The organism is Bifidobacterium pullorum DSM 20433, assembly GCF_000771405.1.
Lineage (GTDB): Bacteria > Actinomycetota > Actinomycetes > Actinomycetales > Bifidobacteriaceae > Bifidobacterium > Bifidobacterium pullorum.
The window spans coordinates 1-24,531 of the sequence record NZ_JDUI01000017.1 but is presented as its reverse complement, the minus strand read 5'-3'; the positions used below and the strand labels follow the sequence as shown (position 1 = coordinate 24,531).

Annotated in this window: 20 protein-coding genes and 1 tRNA gene; 19 read left to right on the top strand and 2 right to left on the bottom strand. The window is 64.5% G+C overall.

Annotated elements, in window-relative coordinates:
• Positions 1-32: 32 nt before the first annotated feature.
• From OU11_RS08310 to OU11_RS08295, 4 genes are all read left to right on the top strand, one after another.
• Entirely contained in the window at positions 33-1,478 is a 1,446-nt protein-coding gene (locus OU11_RS08310) for an FAD-dependent oxidoreductase (RefSeq protein WP_033516090.1), read from the top strand.
• Between the two features lie 299 nt (positions 1,479-1,777).
• Entirely contained in the window at positions 1,778-2,728 is a 951-nt protein-coding gene (gene htpX / locus OU11_RS08305; RefSeq protein WP_033516088.1) for a zinc metalloprotease HtpX, read from the top strand.
• A 190-nt stretch (positions 2,729-2,918) separates the two neighbouring features.
• Positions 2,919-2,992, top strand: a tRNA-Gly gene (locus OU11_RS08300).
• Between the two features lie 176 nt (positions 2,993-3,168).
• Positions 3,169-3,456, top strand: a complete 288-nt coding sequence (locus tag OU11_RS08295) for an ATP-binding protein (RefSeq protein WP_152597131.1) — start codon at positions 3,169-3,171, stop codon at positions 3,454-3,456.
• Here OU11_RS08295 and OU11_RS08290 read toward each other — a convergent pair.
• On the bottom strand, positions 3,431-4,645 hold the full coding sequence (locus tag OU11_RS08290) for a polysaccharide deacetylase family protein (RefSeq protein ID WP_152597130.1): 1,215 nt from the start codon (positions 4,643-4,645) through the stop codon (positions 3,431-3,433). The genes OU11_RS08295 and OU11_RS08290 overlap by 26 nt on opposite strands.
• Positions 4,646-4,779: 134 nt before the next feature.
• Here OU11_RS08290 and OU11_RS08285 point away from each other — a divergent pair, with 134 nt between their 5' ends.
• The 8 genes from OU11_RS08285 to OU11_RS08250 all read left to right on the top strand — a co-directional run bounded on the left by OU11_RS08285 (position 4,780) and on the right by OU11_RS08250 (position 13,071).
• On the top strand, positions 4,780-5,235 hold the full coding sequence (locus OU11_RS08285) for an EF-Tu/IF-2/RF-3 family GTPase (protein WP_033516084.1): 456 nt from the start codon (positions 4,780-4,782) through the stop codon (positions 5,233-5,235).
• Positions 5,236-5,428: 193 nt separating this feature from the next.
• Entirely contained in the window at positions 5,429-6,517 is a 1,089-nt protein-coding gene (gene fbaA / locus OU11_RS08280; RefSeq protein ID WP_033516082.1) for a class II fructose-bisphosphate aldolase, read from the top strand.
• A gap of 192 nt (positions 6,518-6,709) precedes the next feature.
• On the top strand, positions 6,710-8,011 hold the full coding sequence (locus tag OU11_RS08275; RefSeq protein ID WP_033516080.1) for an adenylosuccinate synthase: 1,302 nt from the start codon (positions 6,710-6,712) through the stop codon (positions 8,009-8,011).
• A 282-nt stretch (positions 8,012-8,293) separates the two neighbouring features.
• Entirely contained in the window at positions 8,294-9,052 is a 759-nt protein-coding gene (locus tag OU11_RS08270) for a fluoride efflux transporter FluC (RefSeq protein ID WP_161782773.1), read from the top strand.
• A complete protein-coding gene (locus OU11_RS08265) occupies positions 9,049-9,420 on the top strand; it encodes a fluoride efflux transporter FluC (RefSeq protein WP_033516078.1) in 372 nt (123 codons plus the stop codon). Before OU11_RS08270 ends, OU11_RS08265 begins: the two co-directional genes overlap by 4 nt.
• Positions 9,421-9,560: 140 nt before the next feature.
• Positions 9,561-10,739: a LacI family DNA-binding transcriptional regulator gene (locus tag OU11_RS08260; RefSeq protein ID WP_033516076.1), complete on the top strand. Its 1,179-nt coding sequence runs from the start codon at positions 9,561-9,563 to the stop codon at positions 10,737-10,739.
• A gap of 129 nt (positions 10,740-10,868) precedes the next feature.
• Entirely contained in the window at positions 10,869-12,383 is a 1,515-nt protein-coding gene (gene gtfA / locus OU11_RS08255) for a sucrose phosphorylase (RefSeq protein WP_033516074.1), read from the top strand.
• A 25-nt stretch (positions 12,384-12,408) separates the two neighbouring features.
• Positions 12,409-13,071 (top strand): YesL family protein, encoded by a 663-nt coding sequence (locus tag OU11_RS08250; RefSeq protein WP_033516072.1) that lies wholly within the window; start codon positions 12,409-12,411, stop codon positions 13,069-13,071.
• Positions 13,072-13,128: 57 nt separating this feature from the next.
• On the opposite strand, the gene OU11_RS08245 is transcribed toward OU11_RS08250, so the two are convergent.
• Positions 13,129-14,679, bottom strand: a complete 1,551-nt coding sequence (locus OU11_RS08245) for an alpha-amylase family glycosyl hydrolase (protein WP_033516071.1) — start codon at positions 14,677-14,679, stop codon at positions 13,129-13,131.
• Positions 14,680-15,113: 434 nt separating this feature from the next.
• Here OU11_RS08245 and OU11_RS08240 point away from each other — a divergent pair, with 434 nt between their 5' ends.
• The 7 genes from OU11_RS08240 to ilvC (OU11_RS08210) all read left to right on the top strand — a co-directional run.
• Positions 15,114-16,412 (top strand): ABC transporter substrate-binding protein, encoded by a 1,299-nt coding sequence (locus OU11_RS08240; RefSeq protein WP_033516069.1) that lies wholly within the window; start codon positions 15,114-15,116, stop codon positions 16,410-16,412.
• 95 nt (positions 16,413-16,507) lie between these two features.
• Complete coding sequence (locus tag OU11_RS08235) at positions 16,508-17,386, top strand: carbohydrate ABC transporter permease (RefSeq protein ID WP_033516068.1); 879 nt, start codon at positions 16,508-16,510, stop codon at positions 17,384-17,386.
• The gene (locus tag OU11_RS08230) at positions 17,386-18,273 is read left to right on the top strand and encodes a carbohydrate ABC transporter permease (protein ID WP_052122798.1); all 888 of its coding nucleotides are present in this window, start codon (positions 17,386-17,388) and stop codon (positions 18,271-18,273) included. Before OU11_RS08235 ends, OU11_RS08230 begins: the two co-directional genes overlap by 1 nt.
• Before the next feature lie 250 nt (positions 18,274-18,523).
• On the top strand, positions 18,524-20,077 hold the full coding sequence (locus OU11_RS08225) for an MFS transporter (protein ID WP_033516067.1): 1,554 nt from the start codon (positions 18,524-18,526) through the stop codon (positions 20,075-20,077).
• Between the two features lie 523 nt (positions 20,078-20,600).
• On the top strand, positions 20,601-21,962 hold the full coding sequence (locus OU11_RS08220) for an MFS transporter (protein ID WP_033516065.1): 1,362 nt from the start codon (positions 20,601-20,603) through the stop codon (positions 21,960-21,962).
• Positions 21,963-22,299: 337 nt separating this feature from the next.
• Positions 22,300-23,352, top strand: coding sequence for a ketol-acid reductoisomerase (ilvC, locus tag OU11_RS08215; RefSeq protein WP_033516063.1), 1,053 nt, complete (start codon positions 22,300-22,302; stop codon positions 23,350-23,352).
• Between the two features lie 591 nt (positions 23,353-23,943).
• The coding region (ilvC, locus tag OU11_RS08210) for a ketol-acid reductoisomerase (protein WP_033516061.1) at positions 23,944-24,531 on the top strand (588 nt) is incomplete at its 3' end.

Here is a 24,531-nt window from a genome sequence, read left to right as displayed (position 1 = left end):
TGCGATTCGAGGCGTTGCGCTAGGCTGGTCGCGTGACTGAGAACAACGAACTTCGCATTGCAGTGATCGGCGCCGGCCCGGCCGGCGTCTACTCCTCCGATATCTTCCTGCGCCAGCTCAAGAAGACCGGCGCCGAGCTGGGCCTGGGCGAGAACGCCCGCATCGATCTGTTCGAGAAGCTGCCCGTGCCGTTCGGTCTGGTCCGCTACGGCGTGGCCCCCGACCATCCGTCCATCAAGTTCATCGCCGACGCGCTCGAGAAGACGCTCGACAATCCGAATATCCACCTGTACTGCGATGTGGAGTTCGGCAAGGACGTGACGCTCGACGAGCTGCTCGCCCGTTACGATGCCGTGCTGTTCGCCACCGGCGCGGTGGAGGACAAGCCGCTGGGTCTGCCCGGCGCCGACCTGGATGGCGTGTATGGCGCGGCCAAGTTCGTGGAATGGTATGACGGCTATCCGACCGGCGCCCGCACCTGGCCGCTCGAGGCCGAGGAGGTCGCCGTGATCGGCGGCGGCAACGTGGCCATGGACGTGGCCCGCGAGCTCATGCGCAACGCCGACGATCTCAAGGCCCGCACCGACATCCCCGACAACGTGTATGAGGGCATCAAGGCCAACAAGGCGCGCGTGCTGCACCTGTTCATCCGCCGTGGCGTGGCCCAGGCCAAGTTCTCGGTGCAGGAGCTGCGCGAGATGGAGAAGCTGCCCGGCGTGCAGCTGATCATCAACGAGGACGACTTCGAACTCGACGACGATACGATCGAGGAGGCCGGCAAGGATAAGCTCACCCGTCAGATGGTAGAGGAGCTGTTCGCCATCCGCGAGATGGCCGAGGATATGGAGGATGACGGCGACGTCGACTTCGAGGGCAACCCGGCCGACCGCAAGTACTACATCCATTTCAACTCCGCGCCGACCGAGGTGCTGGGCGAGGACGGCAAGGTTGTGGCGATCCGCGTGGAGCGCACCGAAACCGGCGCCGACGGCAGGATGCACCGCACCGGCGAGTTCAAGGACTACCCGGTGCAGGCCGTGTACCATGCGATCGGCTACCAGCCGGCATCGGCCCCGGGCATCGCCTACGACCAGCGTCGTGCTCATCTGGCGAATGCGAACGGCGATGGCCGCATCACCACCGAGGCCGAGGGCGGCGAGGTGCGTGAGCGCCTGTACGCCACCGGTTGGGCCAAGCGCGGTCCGGTCGGTCTGATCGGCTCGACCAAGTCCGACGCGTTGATGATCGTGACCAACATGCTCGAGGACCTCTCCAAGGCCGCCGAGGGCGGCTGCGTGGCCCCGGACCGCGATCCGGAGTCCATCGACCGCCTGCTGGCTGAGCGCGGCGTCAAGCCGATCGACTTCGCCGGTTGGAAGAAGATCGATGCATTCGAGCGTGCCGAGGGCGCGAAGGAAGGCCGCGAGCACAAGAAGGTCATCGACCCTGACCAGATGCGCGAACTGGCCCACGCCTGAGGGGCGGGATGATCTCGGCACCTGGACTCGCTGAGCCGGATGATGCATGAACGCTCACCTTTTGCTTGACCGTTGTCAAGTACTTGACAACGGTCAAGCAAAAGGTGAGCGTTCGTTGTTGTATATCTGTCTGGCCCTGATGCGAATTCAACTATCAGCCACAGGGTCGGTTTGAGGTGCTGCGGCGGCTGTAAGTCGGGGCTCGGCAGGGGCTTGCGAAGGCCCGGTCGTGACCGGCGGGCTTTTGCTCGGAGCGGACGTCCAGCAAATATCCAGCCAAGAAATTTAGTCTGAGCCGTATGGAAGGCAATCTGCGGGTGCGTGGCCATTACAATGGCCTGAAAACAACGCTGCTGTTCGCGCTGATGTGGGCCGTGATCATGCTGATCTGGTGGCTGACCGGCGGCAGCCGCGGCACGCTGGGCATCTACATCGTCATCGGACTGGTGACGACGTTCGGCTCCTATTGGTTCTCCGACAAACTCGCCATCGCCTCGATGCATGCGCGCGAGGTCTCCGAACAGGAGGCCCCGATGTTGTACAAGATCGTGCGCGAACTGTCCGCCAAAGCGGGCAAGCCGATGCCCCGCATCTACATCGCCCCCACCATGAGCCCCAACGCCTTCGCCACCGGCCGCAACGAACGGCATGCGGCGGTCTGCTGCACGCAGGGCATCCTACAGATCCTCAATGAACGGGAGATTCGCGGCGTGCTCGGCCACGAGCTCATGCACGTTTACAACCGCGACATCCTGACCTCCGCCATCGCCTCCGCCATGGCCACCGTCATCACCTACCTCGGGTATTCGCTGATGTACTTCGGCGGCGCGCAACGGTACGACGACGACCGGGACAACGGCGGCTCCGGCGCGTTCGGCCTGATCGGCGTGCTGCTGAGCGCCATCCTGGCGCCCATCGCCGCCTCGCTGATCCAGATGGCGATCTCCCGCACCCGCGAGTTCGACGCCGACGAGGACGGCAGCGCGCTGACCGGCGACCCGGAGGCCCTCGCCTCGGCGCTGAACAAGATCACGTACGGCACGCAGGCCAACCGTATGCCGAAGACCGCCGCTACCCAGTCCGTCGCGGCGATGATGATCGCCAACCCGTTCTCCGCGGTCGGATTCAGCAAGCTGTTCTCCACCCATCCGCCGACTGAGGAGCGTATCGCCCGCCTGATGCAGATGGCCCAGGAGATGCGGGGCGCCGGCGTGGCCGCGGGTTCCGGCAGCGCCCAGATCCGGTACTGACGGCGTGATGCTGCGGGCCGTGCGCGGGGTGTGTCGGTCGGGTTTGTTCGCGATGCCGCTTCCGACGCCGATGCGGCGTCCGTTCGGGTGCCGATGACGGGGCGCGTGTCCGGAGCTGTCGCACGGTGTTTTACTTCCTGCGGATTCGTGGTACGCTATGGTTTTGTGCCTGCCACAAGCGGGCCGACTTGCGGGCGTAGTTCATCGGTAGAATGAAAGCTTCCCAAGCTTTAGAGGCGGGTTCGACTCCCGTCGCCCGCTCCACTGCCAAATCCCTGGCCACAACCCACGTGCCAAATTCTGCACTATCACCACTAAACGCAGAGTGCGGTACATGCAATGCAGGCTGCACTGGATAGGGTGAAGGCTCAGCTTCAGGGGAAGCAACCAGACACAGAGTGCGGTACGTGCAATGCAGGGGCTGGTGAATCTTCGTGGACGTGACAGGAGTGTTGAATTTCAACATATTGAAAACGCCCTCAAAACAGTTGCGTTTTTCGACGTATTTGAAATTCGTGTTCTCGGATCGCGGAGCGCAGCTTGAAGACATCATCTTCATGGAGTTGCTGCGGCGAGGATACCAGGTCACGATTGGCCGGAGCCGTGACGGCGAAATCGATGTTGTGGCGACATTCGGGGCGTCGCATGAATACGTCCAAGTCACGCTGAGCATGCTGAAGGAATTTGCCCCGCAGCCGGCGTTCACACCATCGCCGACAGCTGCTTGATGGTCACGAACTCGTAGCCCTGTTCGCGCAGCCCGTCGATGATGCCCGGCAGCGCCTCGATATCCTGCGAGCGGTCGCCGCCGCCGTCGTGCATGAGCACGATCGCGCCGTTGTGCGCGTTGTCGAGCACCGTCTGCGTGATCGCATCCGCCCCCGGGCGCTGCCAGTCGAGCGTGTCGATATCCCACAGCACGTTCATGTCGATCAGGTCGGCCGCGTCCTTCCACTGCTGTTCGCCGAACGCGCCGTACGGCGCGCGGAACGTTTTGGTGTCCACACCGGCCGCCGATTGGAGGGCGTCGAGGCTCGCGCTGATATCGGCGCGCATCTCGTCGCGCCCCAGCTCCGGCATGTTCGGATGCGTGTTGCTGTGCGAGGCGAGTTGATGCCCCTCGTTGACCAGCCGCTGTGCAGTCGCCGCATTATTCGCCGCGTTCTGCCCCAGGTTGAAGAACGTGGCCTTGACGCCCTTGTCCTTCAACACGTCCAGAATCCTGCCCGTATACTGGCTCGGGCCGTCGTCGAACGTCAAGGCGACCACCTTGCGGCCGGACGGTCGCGGATTGACCGCCTCCACTACCAGATCAACCGGCTGCTCGATCACGCCCTTGTCCACTTCCTGTTTCGAGGAGCGACCCACCCATACCTCGCGCACGCCGTCCTTGCCGGTCTGGGCGAGCCGCTGGATCGAACCGCCGGTGCCGATGGTCGCGCCGTGCGGCACCGGATCGTGCCGCACGTCATGCTCCTCGGTCACATCCCCGCCGGACGCCACCGTCACTGTCGCGGGTTCCGGCAGCGGCGTCGAATCGAACGAATCAGCGGCCACGGTCGCATCGTTCAACGTCACGGCCATCGGCTCGCCGCCGCGTTCATCGATTACCTCGCCGGTGATCGCCAGCAGACGGCCCGGCTTATGTCCGAAATCGTTGTTGTCGCTCAACAGCGTCCCCAACGTGGTATCGACGCGGACCTCCAGCGTGGTGTCGTTCACGCGGACCGGAATCAGCCGCCAATGGTGGTCCCACATCCAATACGCCCACGCGCCGCCGCACGCCAGCAGCGTCGCCATCACGGCGATCGCCAGAACGATTGGCCAGCGTCGGCGCGGGCGGCGCGGAGTCTCGTTGCCGTGATGCGGTACCCCGCGCGCAATGCCGTCGAACGACGGTTTCTCGATGTTGTCCATAATCCCCTCGCTATGCCGGTGTACACACCATCATACGGGCGGCCGCTTGCCCGGCCGTGGTCTTTCGTCGACGAAACGGCGACATTCGGGGCATATCGTTCGATCTCCGTGACTGATACCCTGAAAGGGGCCATATGGCGTACGAGTCGGTCACCATCGTCGAGGAGGTCGGTATGGGATTGTTTGACCTATTCAGAAAGTCCAAAGATACGGGACAGGTCGGTATGGACGAGGCGATTGACTCCCGTGCCGCCGGTGTCCCGGCGTCGACGGGGGAGCCCGGGCCGTCCGGGGCGGTGCCTGTATCGGCCGGGGAGTTCCTGCTGCCGATTGCGGACGTGTTCACCATCGCGGGCAGGGGCGTGGTCGTCGTCGGGCAGGTGGCGTCCGGGTCGTGCCGGAGCGGTGATGCCGCGGTCGTCATCGGCGCGGACGGCGCGTCCGTGGTCGGCGAAACCACAATCGTCGGCATCGAGGCGTTCCGAAAACCAGCCGACGTGGCACGGCAGGGTGACACGGTGGGATTGATGCTGCGCGGAATCTCCCGGGAACAGGTGCATGCCGGCGATACGGTCGTCGTCCGGCAGTAGGCGGGCGACGGGCTGCACCCGTCTCGTGCCGGGTGAGACCGACGGACGGGCGCGGACGCATGCGCATGGCATGGTTTTGGTGCGCGGCGTCCTCCGGACCATGCCGAGGACGGTACGTCCAGTGTGAGCAAACACACAGTGAATTTCCGCGGATCGCGGGCGGCGGCGGACGCCGACGCGGGATAATGGCAGTATGACGATTGCAACTCCCGAACGATATGCCGAAATGCTGGACGCCGCGCGCCATGGGGGGTACGCGTATCCGGCGATCAACGTGACCAGCTCGCAGACGCTCAACGCGGCACTGCAGGGATTCGCCGAAGCGGAATCCGACGGCATCATCCAGGTGTCGGTCGGCGGTTCGGCCTATTTCTCCGGCAAAACCGTGCACGACCGCGTCGTCGGATCGCTGGCGTTCGCGGCGTTCGCACACGAGGTGGCCGCGCAGTACCCGAACATCACCATCGCCCTGCACACCGACCACTGCGCCAAGCAGTACCTGGACGAATGGGTGCGGCCGTTGCTCGACCACGAGATCGACCAGGTCCGCCACGGGCAGGAGCCCACCTTCCAGTCGCATATGTGGGACGGCTCCACCGTACCGCTGGAGGAGAACCTCACCATCGCCGCCGAACTGCTGGAGAAGTCGGTGCGCGCGCAGACAGTGCTGGAGATCGAGATCGGCGCGGTGGGCGGCGAGGAGGACGGCCACTCCGCGGAGATCAACGAGAAGCTGTACTCCACGCCCGCCGACGGCCTGCGCGTGGCCGAACGGCTTGGCTTGGGCGAGCATGGCCGGTACATGGCCGCGTTCACATTCGGCAACGTGCACGGCGCATACAAGCCGGGCGTGGTCAAGCTGCGCCCCGAACTGCTGCGCGATATCCAGACCGAGGTGTGGAACGCCACGCATGACGGGCGTCTCGGCAGCCTGGGGGCTTCAAGCGTGTCCTCCTGCGCGATCCCCGACCTGCCGGAGGGCAAGCCGTTCGCGCTCGTGTTCCATGGCGGTTCCGGCTCCTCGCCCGAGGAGATCGCCGCGGCCGTCTCCTACGGCGTGGTCAAGATGAACATCGACACGGATACCCAGTACGCGTTCTCCCGGGCGATCGCCGGTCACATGTTCCGCAACTACGATGCGGTGCTCAAGGTCGACGGCGAGGTGGGCAACAAGAAGCTGTATGACCCGCGCTCCTGGGGCCGCGAGGCCGAGGACGCCATGGCCGCACGCGTGGTGGAGGCCTGCGTGCAGCTCGGCTCCGCCGGCCGCGCGCTGAAGTAGCCCCCGCCCGGTATAGGGCTCAGGGTACGCTACTTGTGGCGAAAATGTGGCTGTATCCGCCAAAGCGTGCCAGACATGTCAGGGTGTGCCGGACATGTCGAGCGCGCCGATGTTCGGGAGGCGTACCACGCATGCAAGCGTGCATGAGGGCGCGGCGCCGGACGGGACTGCGGGTGCATAAGGAGGTGCGGAATGCCTGGAATCGTGTTGATCGGCGCCCAGTGGGGCGACGAAGGCAAGGGCAAGGTGACCGATCTGATCGGCACCAAGGTCGATTACGTCGCCCGCTTCAACGGCGGCAACAACGCGGGCCACACGGTGGTGGTCGGCGACGAATCGTACGCGCTGCACCTGCTGCCCAGCGGCATCATCAACCCGAACGTCACGCCGGTGATCGGCAACGGCGTGGTGGTGGACCCGGAGGTACTCTTCGAGGAGATCGACGGCCTGGAATCCCGCGGCCTGGACTGCTCCCGCCTGCTGGTGAGCGAGTCGGCCCAGATCATCGCCCCGTACCATCGCGTGATCGACAAGGTGACCGAACGTTTCCTGGGCAAGCGCAAGATCGGCACCACAGGCCGCGGCATCGGCCCGGCCTACGCGGACAAGATCAACCGCGTCGGCATCCGCGTGCACGACCTGTTCAACGCCGAGCACCTGCATGACAAGGTGGAGGCCAGCCTGCACCAGAAGAACCAGATGCTGGTCAAGCTGTACAACCGCCGCGCCATCGACGTGGACCGCACCACCGACGAGTTGCTTAAGCTCGGCGAACGCCTGAAGCCGTACGTGGCCAATACGAGCCTGGTGCTGAACCGGGCGCTGGACGCCGGCAAGACGGTGCTGTTCGAGGGTGGTCAGGCCACCATGCTGGACGTGGACCACGGCACCTACCCGTTCGTGACCAGCTCCAATCCGACCGCTGGCGGCGCCTGCACCGGCACCGGCGTCGGCCCGACCAAGATCAGTCGTGTGATCGGCGTCTCCAAGGCCTATGTGACCCGCGTGGGCGAGGGCCCGTTCCCCACCGAGCTGATCGACGAGCAGGGCAAGTGGCTGCAGCAGCAGGGCCATGAGTTCGGCGTGACCACGGGCCGCCCCCGCCGTTGCGGCTGGTTCGACGCGGTGGTGAACCGCTACGCGGTGCAGGTCAACGGCCTGACCGACATCGTGCTGACCAAGCTGGACGTGCTGACCGGCCTCAAGGAGATCCCGATCTGCGTGGCCTACGACGTGGAGAACCCCGACGGCACGCACACCCGCTACGACGACATGCCGTGCGACCAGGCCGCGTTCGCCGATGCCAAGCCGATCTACGAGACGATGCCCGGCTGGACCGAGGACATCTCCCAGGTGCACGCCTTCGAGGATCTGCCCCAGGCCACGCAGGATTACGTCAAGCGTCTGGAGGAGCTGTCCGGCTGCCGGATCTCGGTGATCGGCACCGGCCCGCAGCGCGACCATATCATCTCGGTGCATTCGCTGTTGGATTGATGTAACGTTTTGTCTCAGACCCGATCAGCCCGGTCGGCAATCGCCGATGACGGTCGTCCGATTGGGTTGTGCGATGATGCGTATCCCGGCCGTGATGTCGTCGGCGCGGGAAGGCGGGAGGTGGCGATGGCCGGTTACGGACAACGGGACGCCGTGCGGAACGGTCGGATGACGGTTGTACACGATGCCCCGTCTTCTGTATCTTCATCCGGTTCCGATGCGTCCGCGTCCATTCGTGGGGGGAGCGCGGGCGTTCCCGATGCCTCCACCCCGGCCGCGGATTTGGTACCCCCTCAGATCCCGCTGGCCCCGATCAAGGCGTTCCAGCCACGGTTCAACCCGCTGGCCGATGCGATGATCTATCTGGTGGTGTTCGTCGGCGGCTGCATCGGCACGGGCATGCGCTACGGACTGTCGGTGGCGGTGCCGCAGGCGCAGGCCGGCGCGATTGCCTCGTCGTTCCACGTGGCCACGTTCGTGGCGAATATGGCGGCGTGCTTCATCTACGCCGCGCTGACCGCGTATATGTCGCAGGCGTCGTGGATCCGCAAGAGGGTCCGCCAACTGACCAGCCGCGGCGTCGGCATGGGCATGTGCGGCGGGTTCTCCACGCTGTCCGCCATGGTGATCGAGGAGCTGGCCTCGCTGCGGCAGGGGTACGTCATCGGGTTCGCGATCTATATGCTGGTGTCGTTCGCCGGCGGCCTGGCGGTGGCGTGGTACGGCACGCGTCTGGGGCTGGCGGCCTGCGCCAAGCGCCAGGCCAAGCTGGTGGCCGCGGCGTTCTCGCCGCAGCCCGGCGGCAGGCATGCGATGCCGGCGGCCATGGTGACGGCCGTGGAGAACGCGCCGATTGTGGTGGATGCGCCCGTGGTGGTGCCGGTTCCCGACGCCGCCGGCGCGGCAGCCGGCAAGGCCGCCGATGCGGCGGATGAAGACGAGTCGATTCCGTCCGTGTCGTCGTCGGTGATCGAGCCGAAGCCCGATACCACGGAGATCCCGATGGTCTCCGACCCATTCACGGGGGAGGTGCGCGGATGACGGCGTTGTTGGTGTGCCTGTGCGGCGGTCTGGGCGCGGTGGCCCGCTTTGTGCTGAACACCTCGATCCAGCGGTGGTGGAGCCGCGCGTTCCCGCTGTCCACGTTCGTGATCAACGTGATCGCCACGTTCTGCGCCGGCGTGGCCGCCGCGGCGTATGCGTCCATGGCGGTGGAGCAGTCCACGTATCTGCTGTTCGTCACCGGGTTCCTGGGCGGGTTCTCCACGTTCTCGACCGCGATCAACGAGATGGTGTCGTTGGCGAGGAACGGACGGTTCGCGATGGCCGGCTGGTATCTGCTGGCCACGGTGGTGGTGCCGATCGTGTGCGTGGCGTTGGGCTGGATGGTCGGTTCGGCGGGGCGTTGAGCCGGACGACGGTATTTGGCGTGCTGTGTTTCCGCGGTTAAACTTTACGCATAGATGGATGAATCGTATCGTGCGTCGTTCTATTCAACGGTGACGGATGGCGCGACGATGTCGCGTGAACGGATAAGGAGCAGTGCGGTATGGTCGGGATGCGCGACGTGGCGAAGAAGGCCGGTGTGTCGCTGAGTACCGTTTCGTTGGTGGTGAACGGAACCGGATACGTGTCTCAGGAGATGCGTGACCGGGTGGAGGCCGCGATGCGCGAGCTGGATTACATCCCCAACGAGCTGGCCCGCAATCTGTTCAGCGGGCGGACGTCCCTGGTGGGGGTGATCGTTCCGACGATCCGGCATCCGTTCTTCTCCACCATGACCGCGGAGCTTCAGCGTGCGCTGGCCGAACGCGGGCTGCGGACTATGCTGTGCTCGACGGTGGATATGCGCACCGGCGAGGCCGAGTACGTGGACATGTTGCGCCGGCACATGATGGACGGGATCGTGATGGGGGCCCATACCTCGCACGCCCCTGATTATTGGACCTCGATCAACCGTCCGGTGGTGGCGTTCGACCGGTATCTGGGGGAGGGCATCCCCTCGGTGGGGGCGGACCACGAGCAGGGCGGGCGACTGGCGGCGGCGATGCTGGTGCGTTCCGGGGCGCGCCGCGTGGTGGCGGTCGGCGGGCCGCGGGCCCAGTTCCACGATTTCGTGGACTGGGCGCAGTCGCGGCGCGGCGCTGCGGGAGGCCATACGGTCGGCAAGGACACGACGTTCCCGACGGTGCGCTACCATCTGACCCTCGAACGTGAACTGCGGGCGGCCGGCGTGGGGTATGAGTACGTGGAGGCCGGCGAGGTATATGATTTCCGGGGGTATGCGGAGACGATCCGGCGGGTGTGCGAGCGTGCCGCCGCCGGCGAGGTCGATGCGGTGGTCAGTTCCGATCTGGGTGCCGCGTTCTGCGTGCATGAGGCGTTGCGCCTGGGGATTCGCGTGCCCGACGAGCTGCAGATCGTGGCCTATGACGGCACGTATCTGACGTCGGCGGCGGGTATGACGATCACCGCCATCCGTCAGGATTGCCGTGCGATGGCCGAACTGGTGGCCACGCGGATGAGCGATGCGATCCGCAGCGAGGCGGGCGGCGTCCATGGTGCGGGGCAAGGCGCGGATACCGGTGAGGCCGGGTCGGGCTTCGTGGCGGATCGTGCGGGTGACGATGCCGATGATGTGGGCGTCCGGGCGATCTCCCAGGTGATGGATCTGTTCGACGATGTGGTGCCGGTGACGGTGGTGCCCGGTGCCACGACGCGGTGCTGACCGGCGTTTAGGCGGCAGGCGTTTCCCGGCACGTGGTGTTGCACGTCAATGGCGCGCGGTGATAGTATCGAACCGGTTTGACACAACGGGGTCGAACCGGCGGGGTCATATCAACAAAGGAGTTGCACCATGAAGAATAAAGTCCAATTAATCACCTATGCCGACCGATTGGGGGACGGCACGCTGAAATCCATGACGGAGATCCTGCGCACGCGATTCAAGGGGGTGTATGAGGGCGTGCACATCCTGCCGTTCTTCACGCCTTTCGACGGCGCGGACGCGGGCTTCGACCCGATCGACCACACCACGGTCGATCCGCGGCTGGGCACGTGGGATGATGTGGCGGAGCTTTCCAAGACGCACGGCATCATGGTGGATGCCATCGTGAACCATATGAGCTGGGAATCCAGCCAATTCCAGGATGTGCTTGCCAAGGGCGAGGACTCCGAGTATTCCCCGATGTTCCTGACGCTGAGCAGCATCTACCCGGACGGCGCCACCGAGGAACAACTGGCCGGCATCTACCGGCCGCGCCCGGGCCTGCCGTTCACCCACTACACCTGCGGCGGCAAGACACGTCTGGTGTGGACCACGTTCACCCCGCAGCAGGTGGACATCGACACCGATTCGGCTAAAGGCTGGGAATACCTGATGTCGATCTTCGACCAGATGGCCGCTTCGCACGTCAGCTACATCCGGCTCGACGCCGTCGGCTACGGTGCCAAGGAGCCCGACTCCTCCTGCTTCATGACGCCGAAGAGCTTCGAACTCATCGGCCGTCTGCGTGAGGAGGGCGTCAAGCGCGGGCTGGAGATCCTCATCGAGGTGCATTCGTATTACCAGAAGCAGATCGAGATCGCCTCCAAGGTCGACCGCGTCTATGATTTCGCGCTGCCCCCGCTGCTGCTGCACAGCCTGTTCACCGGACATGTGGAACCGGTGTCGCACTGGGTGCGCGTCCGCCCGAACAACGCCGTCAACGTGCTGGACACCCATGACGGCATCGGCGTGATCGACATCGGCTCCGACCAGCTCGACCGCAGCCTCAAGGGGCTGATCCCCGACGAGGACGTGGACGCGCTCGTCCGCACAATCCACCGCAACACGCACGGCGAATCCAGCGCCGCAACCGGCGCCGCCGCCTCGAACCTGGACCTCTACCAGGTCAACAGCACCTACTATTCGGCGCTCGGCTGCAACGACCAGCACTATCTGGCCGCGCGCGCCGTGCAGTTCTTCCTGCCGGGCGTGCCGCAGGTCTACTACGTGGGCGCGCTCGCCGGCCGCAATGACATGGACCTGCTCAACCGCACGCATGTCGGGCGCGACATCAACCGCCACTACTACACCACCGCGGAGGTGGACGAGAACCTGGACCGCACGGTCGTGCGCGCGCTGAACGCGCTGTGCCGCCTACGCAACTCGCTCGACGCCTTCGACGGCGAGTTCAGCTATGAGGCGGACGGCGACGCGTCGCTGACGCTGACCTGGACGGGAGCGACGACCCGCGCCTCGCTGAAGTACGAGCCGCGGCTCGGCGTCGGCGTGGACAACAACATGCCGGTCGCCTCGCTGACGTGGACCGACGCGTCCGGCGAGCATGAGACCCGCGACCTGCTGCACACCCCGCCGTTCGTGGAGTGACGGCACCGCTACGGAAAGGATGATGATGGCCCCAGACAACAAGAAGCGACCCTCGAAACTGTACAGGCTCTTCGATAGCGAGAACGGGTTCTTCCGCATCATGGCGGTGGTGTTCGACCTGATCGAGCTCAACGTGCTGACCCTGCTGTGCTGCGTCCCGATCGTGACGGCCGGGGCGTCGTTCACGGCGATGCACAACACCCTGTGGCATATGGTCCGCCATGAGGAGGGGTATGTGCATACGCATTTCTTCAGGGCGTTCAAGGAGAACTTCAAACAGGCCACCGTGGTGTGGCTGGTCTGTCTGGCCATCATCATCGTCATGCTGGGCGATATCAGCATCATGGGGCAGCTTGACCCGGTCTTCCATGGCGTGCTGTTGGTGGTGCTGGTGATCGTCGGGCTGGCTGCGGTGACGATTGCGCAGTACTACTTCGTCTTCCTCTCCCGGTACGACAACCCGGTGAAGGTACAGCTGCGCAACGCGGCGATGGCCGCCATCGGCTTCTTCCCGCGCACCGCAGGCATGCTGGTCATCCTGGGGGCCTTCGGGTTCGCCTACGCGGCGGTGCTCGTCTACGTGGTGCCGCTCATCCTGCTGCTCGGCATCGCGCTGCCGCAGTACTGCTGTGCGCTGCTGTACTGCCCGATCTTCGAACGGCTGGAGGGCGCTCCCGCGGAATCCTGACTTCGGTCGGAGGCGGGCCGGGACGCCCCGGCCCGCCTCCGCGTGCGGTCTGACGAGTCAGACGCGCAGCACGGCCGCGCTCGCCGCCGGCACGGTCAGTGCGCCGTCCTGCCAGGTGCAGGCCGTGCCCAGCGTGAAGACGGCGTCGGACGGCGTGATGTCCAACGTGCAGGAGGCGTCCTGCTCGGAGGGGTTGATGGCCACGATCAGCGTCTGGTCACCGCGGTGCCTGCTGTAGACCAGCGGATAGGCGTGCGATTCGGCGTGGAGGAACGCGAAGTCGGCGTCGGCGTCCAGTGCGGGGAACTCGCGGCGCAGGGCGGTGAGGGCACGGACGGTGGCGTACAGCGATTCCGGATCATCGCGTTGCGCGGCCACGCAGGGGCGCGACGCATCCGGGTCGAGGGGCAGATACAGATCCTCGGCGGGCGCGGCGGAGAAACCGGCGTTGGTGGAGCCGTCCCACTGCATCGGGGTGCGTGAGCCGGTGCGTTCGTAGCCGCCTTCCTTGGACACCAGGCCATGCACGTAGCGCATGCCGATCTCGTCGCCGTAGTAGATGAACGGGCAGCCCGGCATGGTCAGCAGGAACAGGAACGCGAGCTTCATCTGCTCCTCGGACAGCGTGTCCCTCATACGGATCATGTCGTGATTGCCGGAGGGGATGCAGATGTAGCCCTTGCCGTGCGTGTCGGCGTAGGTCTGATCATAGGCGCGGGCGAACGCGGCGATGTCGGCCTGCGGGTCGCCGGCGAAGAACGGGCGTTCGCGGAACAGGTCCATATAGTGCGAGGGGCCGAAATGCAGCAGGAAATCCATGTCGAATCCGGCGTTGAGGGCCTCGGAGGGGTTGCCCCATTCCGAAACCAGCACGGCCTCCGGGAAACGCTCGTCCAGAAACTCCCGCACCTTGCGCCAGAGTTGTGAGGTCCAGACGTGGCCGGGGTCCTCCTTGACCAGGCTGGCGGCCATATCCACGCGGAAGCCGTCGCAGCCGAGACCCAGCCAGAAGGCCATGATGTCCTGCATGAGCAGGCGGGTCGCCTCCGCCTCCGGGGAATCGGCGGCGAACTGCCAGTCTTCGGTTACGGTGCCGAAACCGTAGTTCAGGCAGGGTTGCGTGGCGAAGCAGTTGATGGCGGCGCGTTCGGGACGTTCGGAGATGCCGCATAGGAAGCCGTGGATCGACTCGTAGGGCGAGTTGGCGTCCTGTGTGCCCGGATTGGACCAGATGTAGCGGTCGGTACAGGCGTTTCGGGTGCCTTTGGCGGATTCCCTGAACCAGGGGTGGTCGATGGCGGTGTGGCCGGGCACCAGATCGAGCAGGACGCGGATGCCGCGGCTGTGGGCCTCGTCGAACAGTCGGCGCAGGTCCTCGTTGCTGCCGTAGCGGGGTGCGGTCCGATAGTAGTCGCGGACGTCGTATCCGGCGTCGTAGAACGAGGAGTCGAAGCAGGGGTTGATCCAGATGGCGTTGCAGCCCAGGTCCCGGATGTAGTCGAGACGGGCGATGATGCCGTTGAAGTCGCCGATGCCATCGGCGTTGGAGTCCTGGAAGGACTGTGGATAAACCTCGTAGAAGACGGCGTCGGTGAGCCAGGATGTCATGACGGTTCCTTAGGACTGCGTGTGGGATGTGTGGGAGCTCGGCGGTGCGGCGACTGCGCTGCACCGCTATACGGACCAGATATATCGAACCGTTTCGACAAGGCCGGCATGGCGGTGCGGCAACGGCGTCGGACCGGTCTGGGGGCAGCGTATCGGGGCGGTCCTGAGCGGTCCGGGGCGGCGTGTCGGGGCGGAGGGTCGGATATGCGTAGGGCGCGGCAAGTACGTTCGACGGGTACTGTGCATTGCTTTGACAAACACCGCGATCTGGCGTTAATATGAGAACCGTTAGCCCTCGAACCGGTTCGATTCATCGGTTCCGAGAGCCGAACAACAATAAGATGGATGTGCGGTTCGCACGGCGTATAGTGCGTCGGACATCCATATGTCCGGTGGAGCGAGGTTGCTCCGCAGGATCAAGGAAAGGGAAATAAATGAACAACTCATGGAAGAGAATTGGAACGGCCGCCCTCGCCTCGCTGGCCGCCGTGGGCATGCTGGCTTCTTGCGGGGGGTCTTCAGCTGATGACTCCAACACACTGACAATCTTCAACTCCAAATCCGAAATCCAGTCCCAATTCGAACAGATGGCTGAGAAGTACACCGAGGAAACCGGTGTCAAGACCGAGGTCTACTTCTCCAGCGATACGATTTCCGCCCACCTATCCACTCGCTACGCCTCCAACAATCCATACGTGCTGTCGATGGTTGACGCCAAGGACGTCTACTCGCTTGGCCCCGAGCACGCGGTCGACCTGAGCGATGAAGATTGGGTCGCCGACACCACCCAGGCCATCTCCGTGGGCGGCAAGGTCCTCGGGTTCCCCGTCAGCATTGAGGCCCGCGGCCTGATGTACAACGCCGACGCGATCGAGGCCATCACCGGCGAGGAATTCAATCCCGAGGATTATCAGACGCTTGACGCCTTCGAGGATCTGATCGACGAGCTCAAGGCCGGCGGCATGGAATCCCCGACCGGTGTGCTCAAGGAGGACTGGTCCCTTGCCGGCCATTACCTGCCGCAGGTCTATGAGGAGCAGGAAGACCCGGTCGCATTCGTCGAGGAACTCAACGCCGGCACCGCCGATCTGGCCAACAACGACAAGTTCAACTCGCTGATGGACACCTTCGACGTGCTCAAGGCCAACAACTACGCCAAGGATTCCGCCATCTCCGCCGAGCGTGAGGTCACCACCCAGAACTTCGCCGAAGGTAAGATCGCCTTCCTGTTCGGCGGCAACTGGGATTGGGCCATCATCAACCAGTACGACTACACCGACGGCCTGGGCATCATGCCGGTTCCGCAGAACACGGACGACGGCACCAACACCAAGCTCGTGGGCGGTGGCTCGAAGTACTTCTTCATCGATTCCTCCGACAACGTGACCGACGAGCAGCGCCAGTGGGCCAAGGACTTCCTGAACTGGCTCGTGTCCGATCCGGACGGCCAGGACTTCATCGTCAACACCTGCTCGATGGTCTCCCCGTTCAGCTCCAACACCCTGGAACCCGCCGACCCGCTGGGCAAGTCCGTCAAGGAGTATTCGGACGCGGGCAACCTGATTGGCAACTTCAACGGTCTGCCCGATGACCACTACTCGGTGCTCGGCGCCGACTTCCAGAAGTATCTGGCCGATCAGGAGGATCGCGACGCATTCGCCAAGGCCATCGAAACCTATTGGTCCGGCGCGAAGATGACGAATGTGGATGCATTCGCCAGCAGCCTGCAATGATGCGGCCGCGTAACATCACATGAGATGACGTGCCGGATGGATGTCTGCGGCGACGCGGGCCATCCATCCGGGCGTCCGATTGAAGGGTAACTGTTATGCCAAAGACAAAGCTAGGCTATAAGGTCGGGCAGTTCCTGATGTTCGCGGGTCCCGCGGCATTGCTGTTCTGCCTGGTCGTCATCGTGCCGTTCTTCTACGGCCTGTACCTTACCTTCACCAGCTGGGACGGCGTGTCCCTGAACAAGCCGTTCGTCGGGCTGGACAACTACTCCGCGGTCGTCGCCGATACCGATTTCTGGACGTCGTTGGGGATGACGGTCATCTATTCGGTGATTACCGTCGTCATCACCAACATCGTGGCATTCCTGCTCGCGTTCCTGGTGACCAGCGGCATCAAAGGCCAGAACTTCTTCCGCGCCGGCTTCTTCATCCCAAACCTGATCGGCGGCATCGTTCTGGGCTACGTGTGGAAGTTCATCTTCAACCGTGCCTTCGTCTCGATCGCCTCCGGCGTCACCGGCGCCACGGTGCCGTCGCTGCTGTCGACGACCCAGGGCGCGATCTTCTGCCTGATCTTCGTGTCGGTCTGGCAGTACGCGGGGTACATGATGCTGATCTACATCGCCGGCTTCATGAGCGTGGATGCCAGCCTCAAGGAGGCGGCGCTCATCGACGGCTGCTCGTCTCGCCAGGCGATGTGGCACGTCACCATCCCGCTGATGCGCTCGTCGTTCGTGACCTGCATCTTCCTGAGCACCACCAGGTGCTTCATGGTGTACGACATCAACCTCTCCCTGACCAACGGCGAACCGTTCGGTTCCTCGGTGCTCGCGGCCATGCACGTCTACCGCACGGCCTTCACCGAGAAGAACTACGGCGTCGGCCAGGCGGAGGCGCTGGTTCTGTTCATCATCTGCGCGGTCATCGGCCTGCTGCAGGTGTACGTCGGTAAGAAGGGTGAGGTGGAAGCCTGATGAGTTCCGCAACTGTTTCCGCTGGCATTCCCCAGGCCAAGGTCCCGATGAGGACGAAGGTCGGCCACGTCGTGCTGTACGTCGTGCTGATCGTGCTGCTGCTGGCGTTCATCTCGCCGTTCCTCATCGTCATCATCAATTCGTTCAAGAACATGTCCGACATCACGTCGGACCCGCTGTCGCTGACGGGCGAGCACGGGTTCACGCTGGAGAACTTCACCGGCGCCATGGACGCGATGAACTTCTGGACCGTGTTCGGCAACTCGCTGATCATCACGATTAGCGCCACGGTGCTGACGATCATCTTCTCGGCAATGGCGGCCTATGTGATCGCCCGCAACCCGCGCTGGCCGGCCTGCGCGCTGCTGCTGACGCTGATGGTCGCCTCGATGGTCATCCCCTTCCAGGTGCTCATGGTCCCGATCGTGTCCGTCTACGGCGGCATCTTCGGCGTGCTGGCGCACCGGCTCACCCTGATCCTCATGCATGTGGGATTCTCGGTATCCATGGCCACGTTCATGTTCCAGGGCGCCATCTTCACCTCGGTTCCCGCCGAGATCGAGGAGGCCGCCGAAATCGACGGCTGCTCCAAGTGGAAGACCTTCTGGAGCATCGTGTTCCCGCTGCTCAAGCCGATGATCGCCACCGTGGCCGTGATCGACGCGATGGGCTTCTGGAACGACTACCTCCTGCCGTCCCTGGTCCTGACCGATAAGAACCTGTACACGATCCCCATCGCGACCCAGGTCTTCTACGGCACGTACTCGACGGATATCGGCCTGGTCATGGCGGCCCTGCTGCTGGCCATGCTGCCGATCCTGATCCTGTACCTGTTCCTGCAGCGCTACATCATCGCCGGTGTCGCCGCCGGTGCCGTGAAGGGCTGACGGAGTCTCATCCTGTGTGCCGCATGTTGCCGATGCGGCGCACAGGCGTGGGCGGTGCCGTACTCGCCCACGTTCCCGTGCCGTGCACATCGTCGCCGATTCTGGTGACTCCTGGCGCGGCATACGGCCCGGAACGCATTGTGCCTTGGTGCGTTCCGGGCTATTTCGCGTGTTGCGGGACGGATATCGTCGTCTGCAGGGACGATGATAGAGACGAAAAGCATGCGAGAAGAGGAGTTTGCGGACAATCATGACCGATGAACAGCAGAACGATAACCCTATGCCGACCCCGCCGCCCCTGCCGGGGCAGGTCTTCGTGCGTCCGGGCATCGACGACCGCCCGGATCTGGACAAGGCGTTGACCCCCGAGGACAAGGCCGCCCTTGCCCGCCTGACCATCAGGCAGAACCCCCGCCAGCCCGAGGCGTCCGGCGACCGCCCCGAGGTGCAGGCCGCGCAGATGAGCGCGGAGGGGGCGCCGATGGCCGCTGCGGCGCGTATCGACACGGCCGTGCCGAATCTGGAGTCCTCGTTCCTGGACTTGCGCGACCCGATGGTCGACGCGGACGGGTACCGTCCCTCCGCCACCGAGATGACGCGCATGAACATCGGATTCGCCGCGGGGGCCGTGCTGTGCGCCGCCCCGCTGGGTGCGCTGAACACGGTGATCCTGCCGGTGCTGGTTGACCGATTCGCCGGTGTCGGCCGCACCCTGCCGCTCGCGCTGCTGATCGTCTTCGGCGTGGTGATGTCGGTGCTGTCCAATGCCGTGGTCGCCGTGCTGTCCGACCATACGCGCACGGATCTCGGGCGACGCACGCCGTGGATTCTCGGCGGAGGCGTCGTCGCGGCGCTGTTCACGCTGCCGCTGGGCGCAGCCGCGAATGCGGTTATTCTGACGCTGCTGTGGTGCCTGGTGCAGATCGGGTATGTGATGCTGTCCGCGCCGATCGCCGCCGCGTTCGGCGAACGCATCCCGGATAAGTTCCGGTCGCGGGCGGACGCGTACCGCGGCATCGGGCTGACCGTGGGGCAGCTGCTGGGCGCCGTGGTCGCCGTGTTGCTGATCGGGACGCCGTCTGTGGCAATCCGGCTATGCGCGGCCTGCTTCGTTGTGGCCGCAGTAGTTGTGGTGCTGGTGCTGCCGCGCGAGCGTTCCAGCGTGGAGCTGCGCTCGCGGGCCATCGAACAGCATGAGTTCTTCTCCCGCTACCAGATGCCGAAGGGCGCGCCGAATTTCGTTCGCGTGCTCGCCGCGCGTCTGGTCATGACCGCCGGCGTTTCGGTGACGGGCGTGTTCCTGTGGTACATCGTGCTGTATGCGGTCAGCGGCGGCGACGTCGATGCAGCGGTGCCGGTGATGGCGGCTGTGGCGGTCGCCTCGTTCGTCGGCGGACTGGTCGCCACGCTGGTGCTGGGGCCGGTGGCGGACCATTGGGAGGACGGCCGTATCCCGTCGGTGCTGGCATGCGGGCTGTATGTCGTCGGTCTGGCGGTGCCGTGCGTGGCGCCGTCGGCGGCCGGCGTGATCGCGTATGCGTTGCTTTCCGGATGCGCCTATGTGATCTTCGACGGCATCAGCCAGCGTCAGGCGGCTGCGGTGCTGCCGGACATCCGTATGGCGGGCCGGAATCTGGCCGTGCTGAACCTGGCCTCGCAGGTCGGCGTCATCGTCGGCGCATTGCTGGGCGCGCTGGCGTTGTTCGTCGTCGGCACGTATCAGGTGCTGTTCCCGGTCGCCATCGTGGCAGTGATCGTGGCCGCCGCGGTGATCTGGTCCATCCATGAGGACCGGGGGCGCTGAGCGGCGGTACTGGTGTGAATCGGGGCGTGGCCGGCTGTCGGCCACGCCCCGATTCGTATGAATAGGGAGCGTGCCTGCGTCCTGTCGCCCGCAGGGCGAGGTGGTACGTGGGCGTCTGCGGGTCCGTCATCCGGGGCCTGCGCGCGACCGGTGGATATGATGTCCGGAATGTGGACGCCGCCCTCCGTTACGGTGAGACGGCTCCTATGTTGGTTCATGGTTTGGGCCGGATGAGGCCCGGAAATTTGGAACGTTACCGAAAGGAGGTTCGCCGTGATGAACGGAATGACGATGCACGCAGTCGCGTCCGCACGAATTATGATTCCGTCGTCGTTGGCGGACTGATTCGGCATACACGCTTGAACCCGCCAACGATGGCAGGGTTCACGCGACATCATCGCTGTTCGGGGCCCTGCGTCAAGCGCGGGGTCCGTTTCGTTGCGCCCCACAAGGCAACACATCGGAGCGGACCGCAACCATACCGCGGGACGAACGTCTCGTTGAATGACAAAGAGGGGATCCCATGACAGCAGTCGATACCACGGCTGACAACGCCACGGCCGCAGGCAAGCTCACGGCCGCCGCCCGCGATTCGGTCAAAACCGTCATCGCGGCCTCGATGGTCGGCACGGCCATCGAATTCTATGACTTCTACGCCTACGGCACCGCCGCGGCGAACTACTTCCCGACCGTGTTCTTCTCGGACACCACCAACCCGACCGTCGCGCTGCTGCTCAGCCTGGTCACGTTCGCGGTCGCGTTCATCGCCCGCCCGGTCGGCTCGCTGATCTTCGGCCACTTCGGTGACCGTCTCGGCCGCAAGAAGACGCTGGTCGTCTCCCTGATGACGATGGGCGTGGCCACGTTCCTCATCGGATGCCTGCCGTCCTACGAGCAGGTCGGCCTGCTAGCGGTTGTGATCCTGTGCCTGTGCCGCTTCGTGCAGGGTATCGGACTGGGCGGCGAATGGTCGGGCGCGGCGCTGGTCGCCACCGAGAACGCGCCGGAGAACAAGCGCGCGCTGTACGGCTCGTTCCCGGAGCTGGGCGCGCCGATCGGCTTCTTCCTGTCCAACGGCACGTTCTTCCTGCTGGAGGCGTTCAACGATTCCGAGGCGATGATGAGCTGGGGCTGGCGTGTGCCGTTCCTGCTGTCGGCCGTGCTCGTGGTCGTCGGCCTGGTGGTGCGCGTGCACATGGAGGAGACCCCGATCTTCCGCATGGCGCAGGAGCGCAACGAGGTGGTCAAGGCCCCGGTGGTGGAGGTGTTCCGCAAGAGCTGGGTGCAGGTGCTGCAGGCCACGTTCCTGGTGGCCGTGACCTATACGCTGTTCTACACGCTGGCCACCTGGTCGCTGGCCTGGGGCACCAAGCCGGTCGGTCAGGGCGGCGGCGGCCTCGGGTTCACCAACCAGGAGTACCTGCTCATGCTGATGGTGGCCGTGTGCGTGTTCGCGCTGTTCATCGTGCTCTCCTGCGTGTATGCCGACCGGATCGGCCGGCGCCGCGTGCTGACGTTCTCGTCGGTGGCGCTCGTTGTGTTCGCGGTGGCGTTCCCCTACCTGCTGATGGGTGAGGGCAAGCGCGACTTTGTGGCCGTGATGGTGTTCCTGTGCGTCGGCTTCGCGCTTATGGGCACAGCCTTCGGCCCGATCGGCGCGTTCTTGCCCGAACTGTTCGACGCCAACGTGCGCTACACCGGTTCCGGCATCGGCTACAACTTGGCCGCCATCGTCGGCGCGGCCTTCGTGCCGACCATCGCCACCTGGCTGGCCGCCAATTGGGGCGTGCAGTCCGTGGGCCTGTACCTGGGCGTGATGGCCGTCTGCTGTCTGATCGCCGTGGTCACCTGCCGCGAGACCAAGGACGTCGATTTCACCAAGTGACGGACGGGGTTTTGTCCGAATCCCCAGATTCTTACGTTGTGAGCGGTAACATTCCGGTCAAAACGCAAGAATCCCCCGATTCGGACAAAACCTCTCCTTCCCCCTACCAGGTATCCGCATCAGCCATCCGGTTTGCCTGTGGCAGCCGGTCAGTATGCGAACATCACCATCCAATATTTCGGTTGCGGTACTAGAACGGGCCGCAACAGTGGCACCCGATCACGTCGGACGACTCTGATCGGATGCCGGGCGATAACAAGTTTCGGACGCCGAACGCGCCCGGCACGCCGCCAGCAAAAGAGGGCGGCGCGACAACGATCAAGAAGGAGCGCCAATTATGGCAGCAACGATCTGGTATGAAAACGACGGCGACCTGTCCGTGCTCAGCGGCAAGAAGGTCGCGATCCTGGGCTACGGCTCGCAGGGTCACGCCCATGCGCTGAACCTGCGCGACTCGGGTGTGGACGTGGTCGTCGGCCTGCGTCCGTCCTCCAAGTCGGTGGAGTTCGCCAAGGAGCAGGGCCTGGAAGTCAAGCCCATTGAGGACGCCGTCGCCGAGGCCGATGTGGTGATGATCCTGCTGCCGGATCAGTATCAGGCCAAGGTCTACAAGGAGCAGGTGGAGCCGAACCTGAAGCCGGGTGCCGCTCTGGCGTTCGCGCATGGCTTCAACATCCACTACGGCTACATCAAGCCGTCGGAGGATCATCCGGTGTTCATGGTGGCCCCGAAGGGCCCGGGCCATATCGTCCGCCGCGAGTATGCGGCCGGCCGTGGCGTGCCGGTTGTGGTGGCCGTGGAGCAGGATCCGCGCGGTGATGCCTGGGGGATCACCCTGGCGTATGCGAAGGCTCTGGGCGCGCTGCGCGCCGGCGCCATCAAGACCACCTTCACGGAGGAGACCGAAACCGATCTGTTCGGCGAGCAGGACGTGCTGATGGGCGGCGTGAACCATCTGGTCGAGGCGGGCTTCGAGGTGCTGACCGAGGCCGGCTATCAGCCGGAGATTGCCTACTTCGAGGTGTGCCACGAGCTGAAGATGCTGGTTGACCTGATGAACGAGGGCGGTCTGAACAAGGCCCGTTGGTCCTGCTCCGACACCGCCCAGTACGGCGACTTCACCTCCACCGTGGTGGACGAGTCCACCAAGGACCGCATGCGCTATCAGCTCAAGCGCATCCAGGACGGCTCCTTCGCCAAGGAGTTCATGGATGATCAGGCCGCCGGCGCCCCGAAGTTCAAGGAGCTGCAGGAGAAGTTCAGCCACGAGAAGATCGAGGAGGTCGGCCCGAAGCTGCGCGCCATGTTCTCCTGGAACAACGGCCCGGCCGCCGATGCCGACGAGGCCGAGTCCTTCAACGGCAAGATCGCCCGCACGCAGGTGCAGTGACAGAAATTCCCGTAGGGAATTTCACAAGTCATTGCACGCGAGGCGGCGTAAAGAAAGCCCTGTGGGCTTTCGGGCCGCCGGAGCCAGCCTTAGTGACAGAAATTCCCGCAGGGAATTTCACAGGTCACTGCACGCGAGGCGACAGAGGAAGTCCTGTGGACTTCCGAATCGCCGGAGCCAGCCTTGTGTGACAGAAATTCCCGCAGGGAATTTCATAAGTTACTGCACGCGAGGCGACAGAGCCATCCGCGTGTGACATATATCAGGCCGCCAGCCGCAGGGTTGGCGGCCTGATTCGTATGCGGCGGTCATCCGGTCTATGCTGCGGCCCTGACCGGCGCTCGGCACGCATGCGGTGGTACACGGAGTGTGGTTGTCATGGCGTCCTTGAACCCGTGTAGCCCAATGCGCCCGAAAGATGGAACGCCTGTTTTTGCATGCTGGATGTTCCGAGTAATAATGGTCAGCAGTTTGTGAGGACAAAATCCTCAGCACCAGACAGGGCGGGGCAACCCGCGGCCGGGCACCATCCGGCCACATAACGGAATAAGTTTCATAACTCAACATCGAGTGACATAAAGGAGTGCCATTATGGCAGCACAGATCTGGTACGAGAACGACGGCGATCTTTCCGTGTTCAACGGCAAGAAGGTCGCGATCATCGGCTACGGCTCGCAGGGCCACGCCCATGCGCTGAACCTGCGCGACTCCGGCGTCGACGTCGTCGTCGGCCTCCGCCCGACCTCCAAGTCGGTCGAGTTCGCCAAGGAGCAGGGCCTGGACGTCAAGTCCGTGGCCGATGCCGCCGCCGAGGCCGACGTGATCATGATCCTGACCCCGGATCAGACCCAGCGCAAGGTGTGGGCCAACGAGATCGAGCCGAACCTCAAGCCGGGTGCCGCCATCGCGTTCGCGCACGGCTTCAACATCCACTACGGCTACATCAAGCCGACCGAGGACCATCCGGTCTTCATGGTCGCCCCGAAGGGCCCGGGCCACATCGTCCGCCGCGAGTACGCGGCCGGCCGTGGCGTGCCGGTGGTTGTGGCCGTTCAGCAGGATCCGCGCGGCGACGCCTGGGATCTGACCCTGGCCTACGCCAAGGCCCTCGGTGCCCTGCGCGCCGGCGCCATCAAGACCACCTTCAAGGAGGAGACCGAAACCGATCTGTTCGGCGAG

Coding starts and splice junctions, on each gene's coding strand:
- htpX (WP_033516088.1), top strand. CDS start 1,778: ATGGAAGGCAATCTGCGGGTGCGTGGCCATTACAATGGCCTGAAAACA.
- OU11_RS08290 (WP_152597130.1), bottom strand. CDS start 4,645: ATGGACAACATCGAGAAACCGTCGTTCGACGGCATTGCGCGCGGGGTA.
- OU11_RS08285 (WP_033516084.1), top strand. CDS start 4,780: ATGGCGTACGAGTCGGTCACCATCGTCGAGGAGGTCGGTATGGGATTG.
- fbaA (WP_033516082.1), top strand. CDS start 5,429: ATGACGATTGCAACTCCCGAACGATATGCCGAAATGCTGGACGCCGCG.
- OU11_RS08275 (WP_033516080.1), top strand. CDS start 6,710: ATGCCTGGAATCGTGTTGATCGGCGCCCAGTGGGGCGACGAAGGCAAG.
- OU11_RS08265 (WP_033516078.1), top strand. CDS start 9,049: ATGACGGCGTTGTTGGTGTGCCTGTGCGGCGGTCTGGGCGCGGTGGCC.
- OU11_RS08260 (WP_033516076.1), top strand. CDS start 9,561: ATGGTCGGGATGCGCGACGTGGCGAAGAAGGCCGGTGTGTCGCTGAGT.
- gtfA (WP_033516074.1), top strand. CDS start 10,869: ATGAAGAATAAAGTCCAATTAATCACCTATGCCGACCGATTGGGGGAC.
- OU11_RS08250 (WP_033516072.1), top strand. CDS start 12,409: ATGGCCCCAGACAACAAGAAGCGACCCTCGAAACTGTACAGGCTCTTC.
- OU11_RS08245 (WP_033516071.1), bottom strand. CDS start 14,679: ATGACATCCTGGCTCACCGACGCCGTCTTCTACGAGGTTTATCCACAG.
- OU11_RS08240 (WP_033516069.1), top strand. CDS start 15,114: ATGAACAACTCATGGAAGAGAATTGGAACGGCCGCCCTCGCCTCGCTG.
- OU11_RS08235 (WP_033516068.1), top strand. CDS start 16,508: ATGCCAAAGACAAAGCTAGGCTATAAGGTCGGGCAGTTCCTGATGTTC.
- OU11_RS08230 (WP_052122798.1), top strand. CDS start 17,386: ATGAGTTCCGCAACTGTTTCCGCTGGCATTCCCCAGGCCAAGGTCCCG.
- OU11_RS08225 (WP_033516067.1), top strand. CDS start 18,524: ATGACCGATGAACAGCAGAACGATAACCCTATGCCGACCCCGCCGCCC.
- OU11_RS08220 (WP_033516065.1), top strand. CDS start 20,601: ATGACAGCAGTCGATACCACGGCTGACAACGCCACGGCCGCAGGCAAG.
- ilvC (WP_033516063.1), top strand. CDS start 22,300: ATGGCAGCAACGATCTGGTATGAAAACGACGGCGACCTGTCCGTGCTC.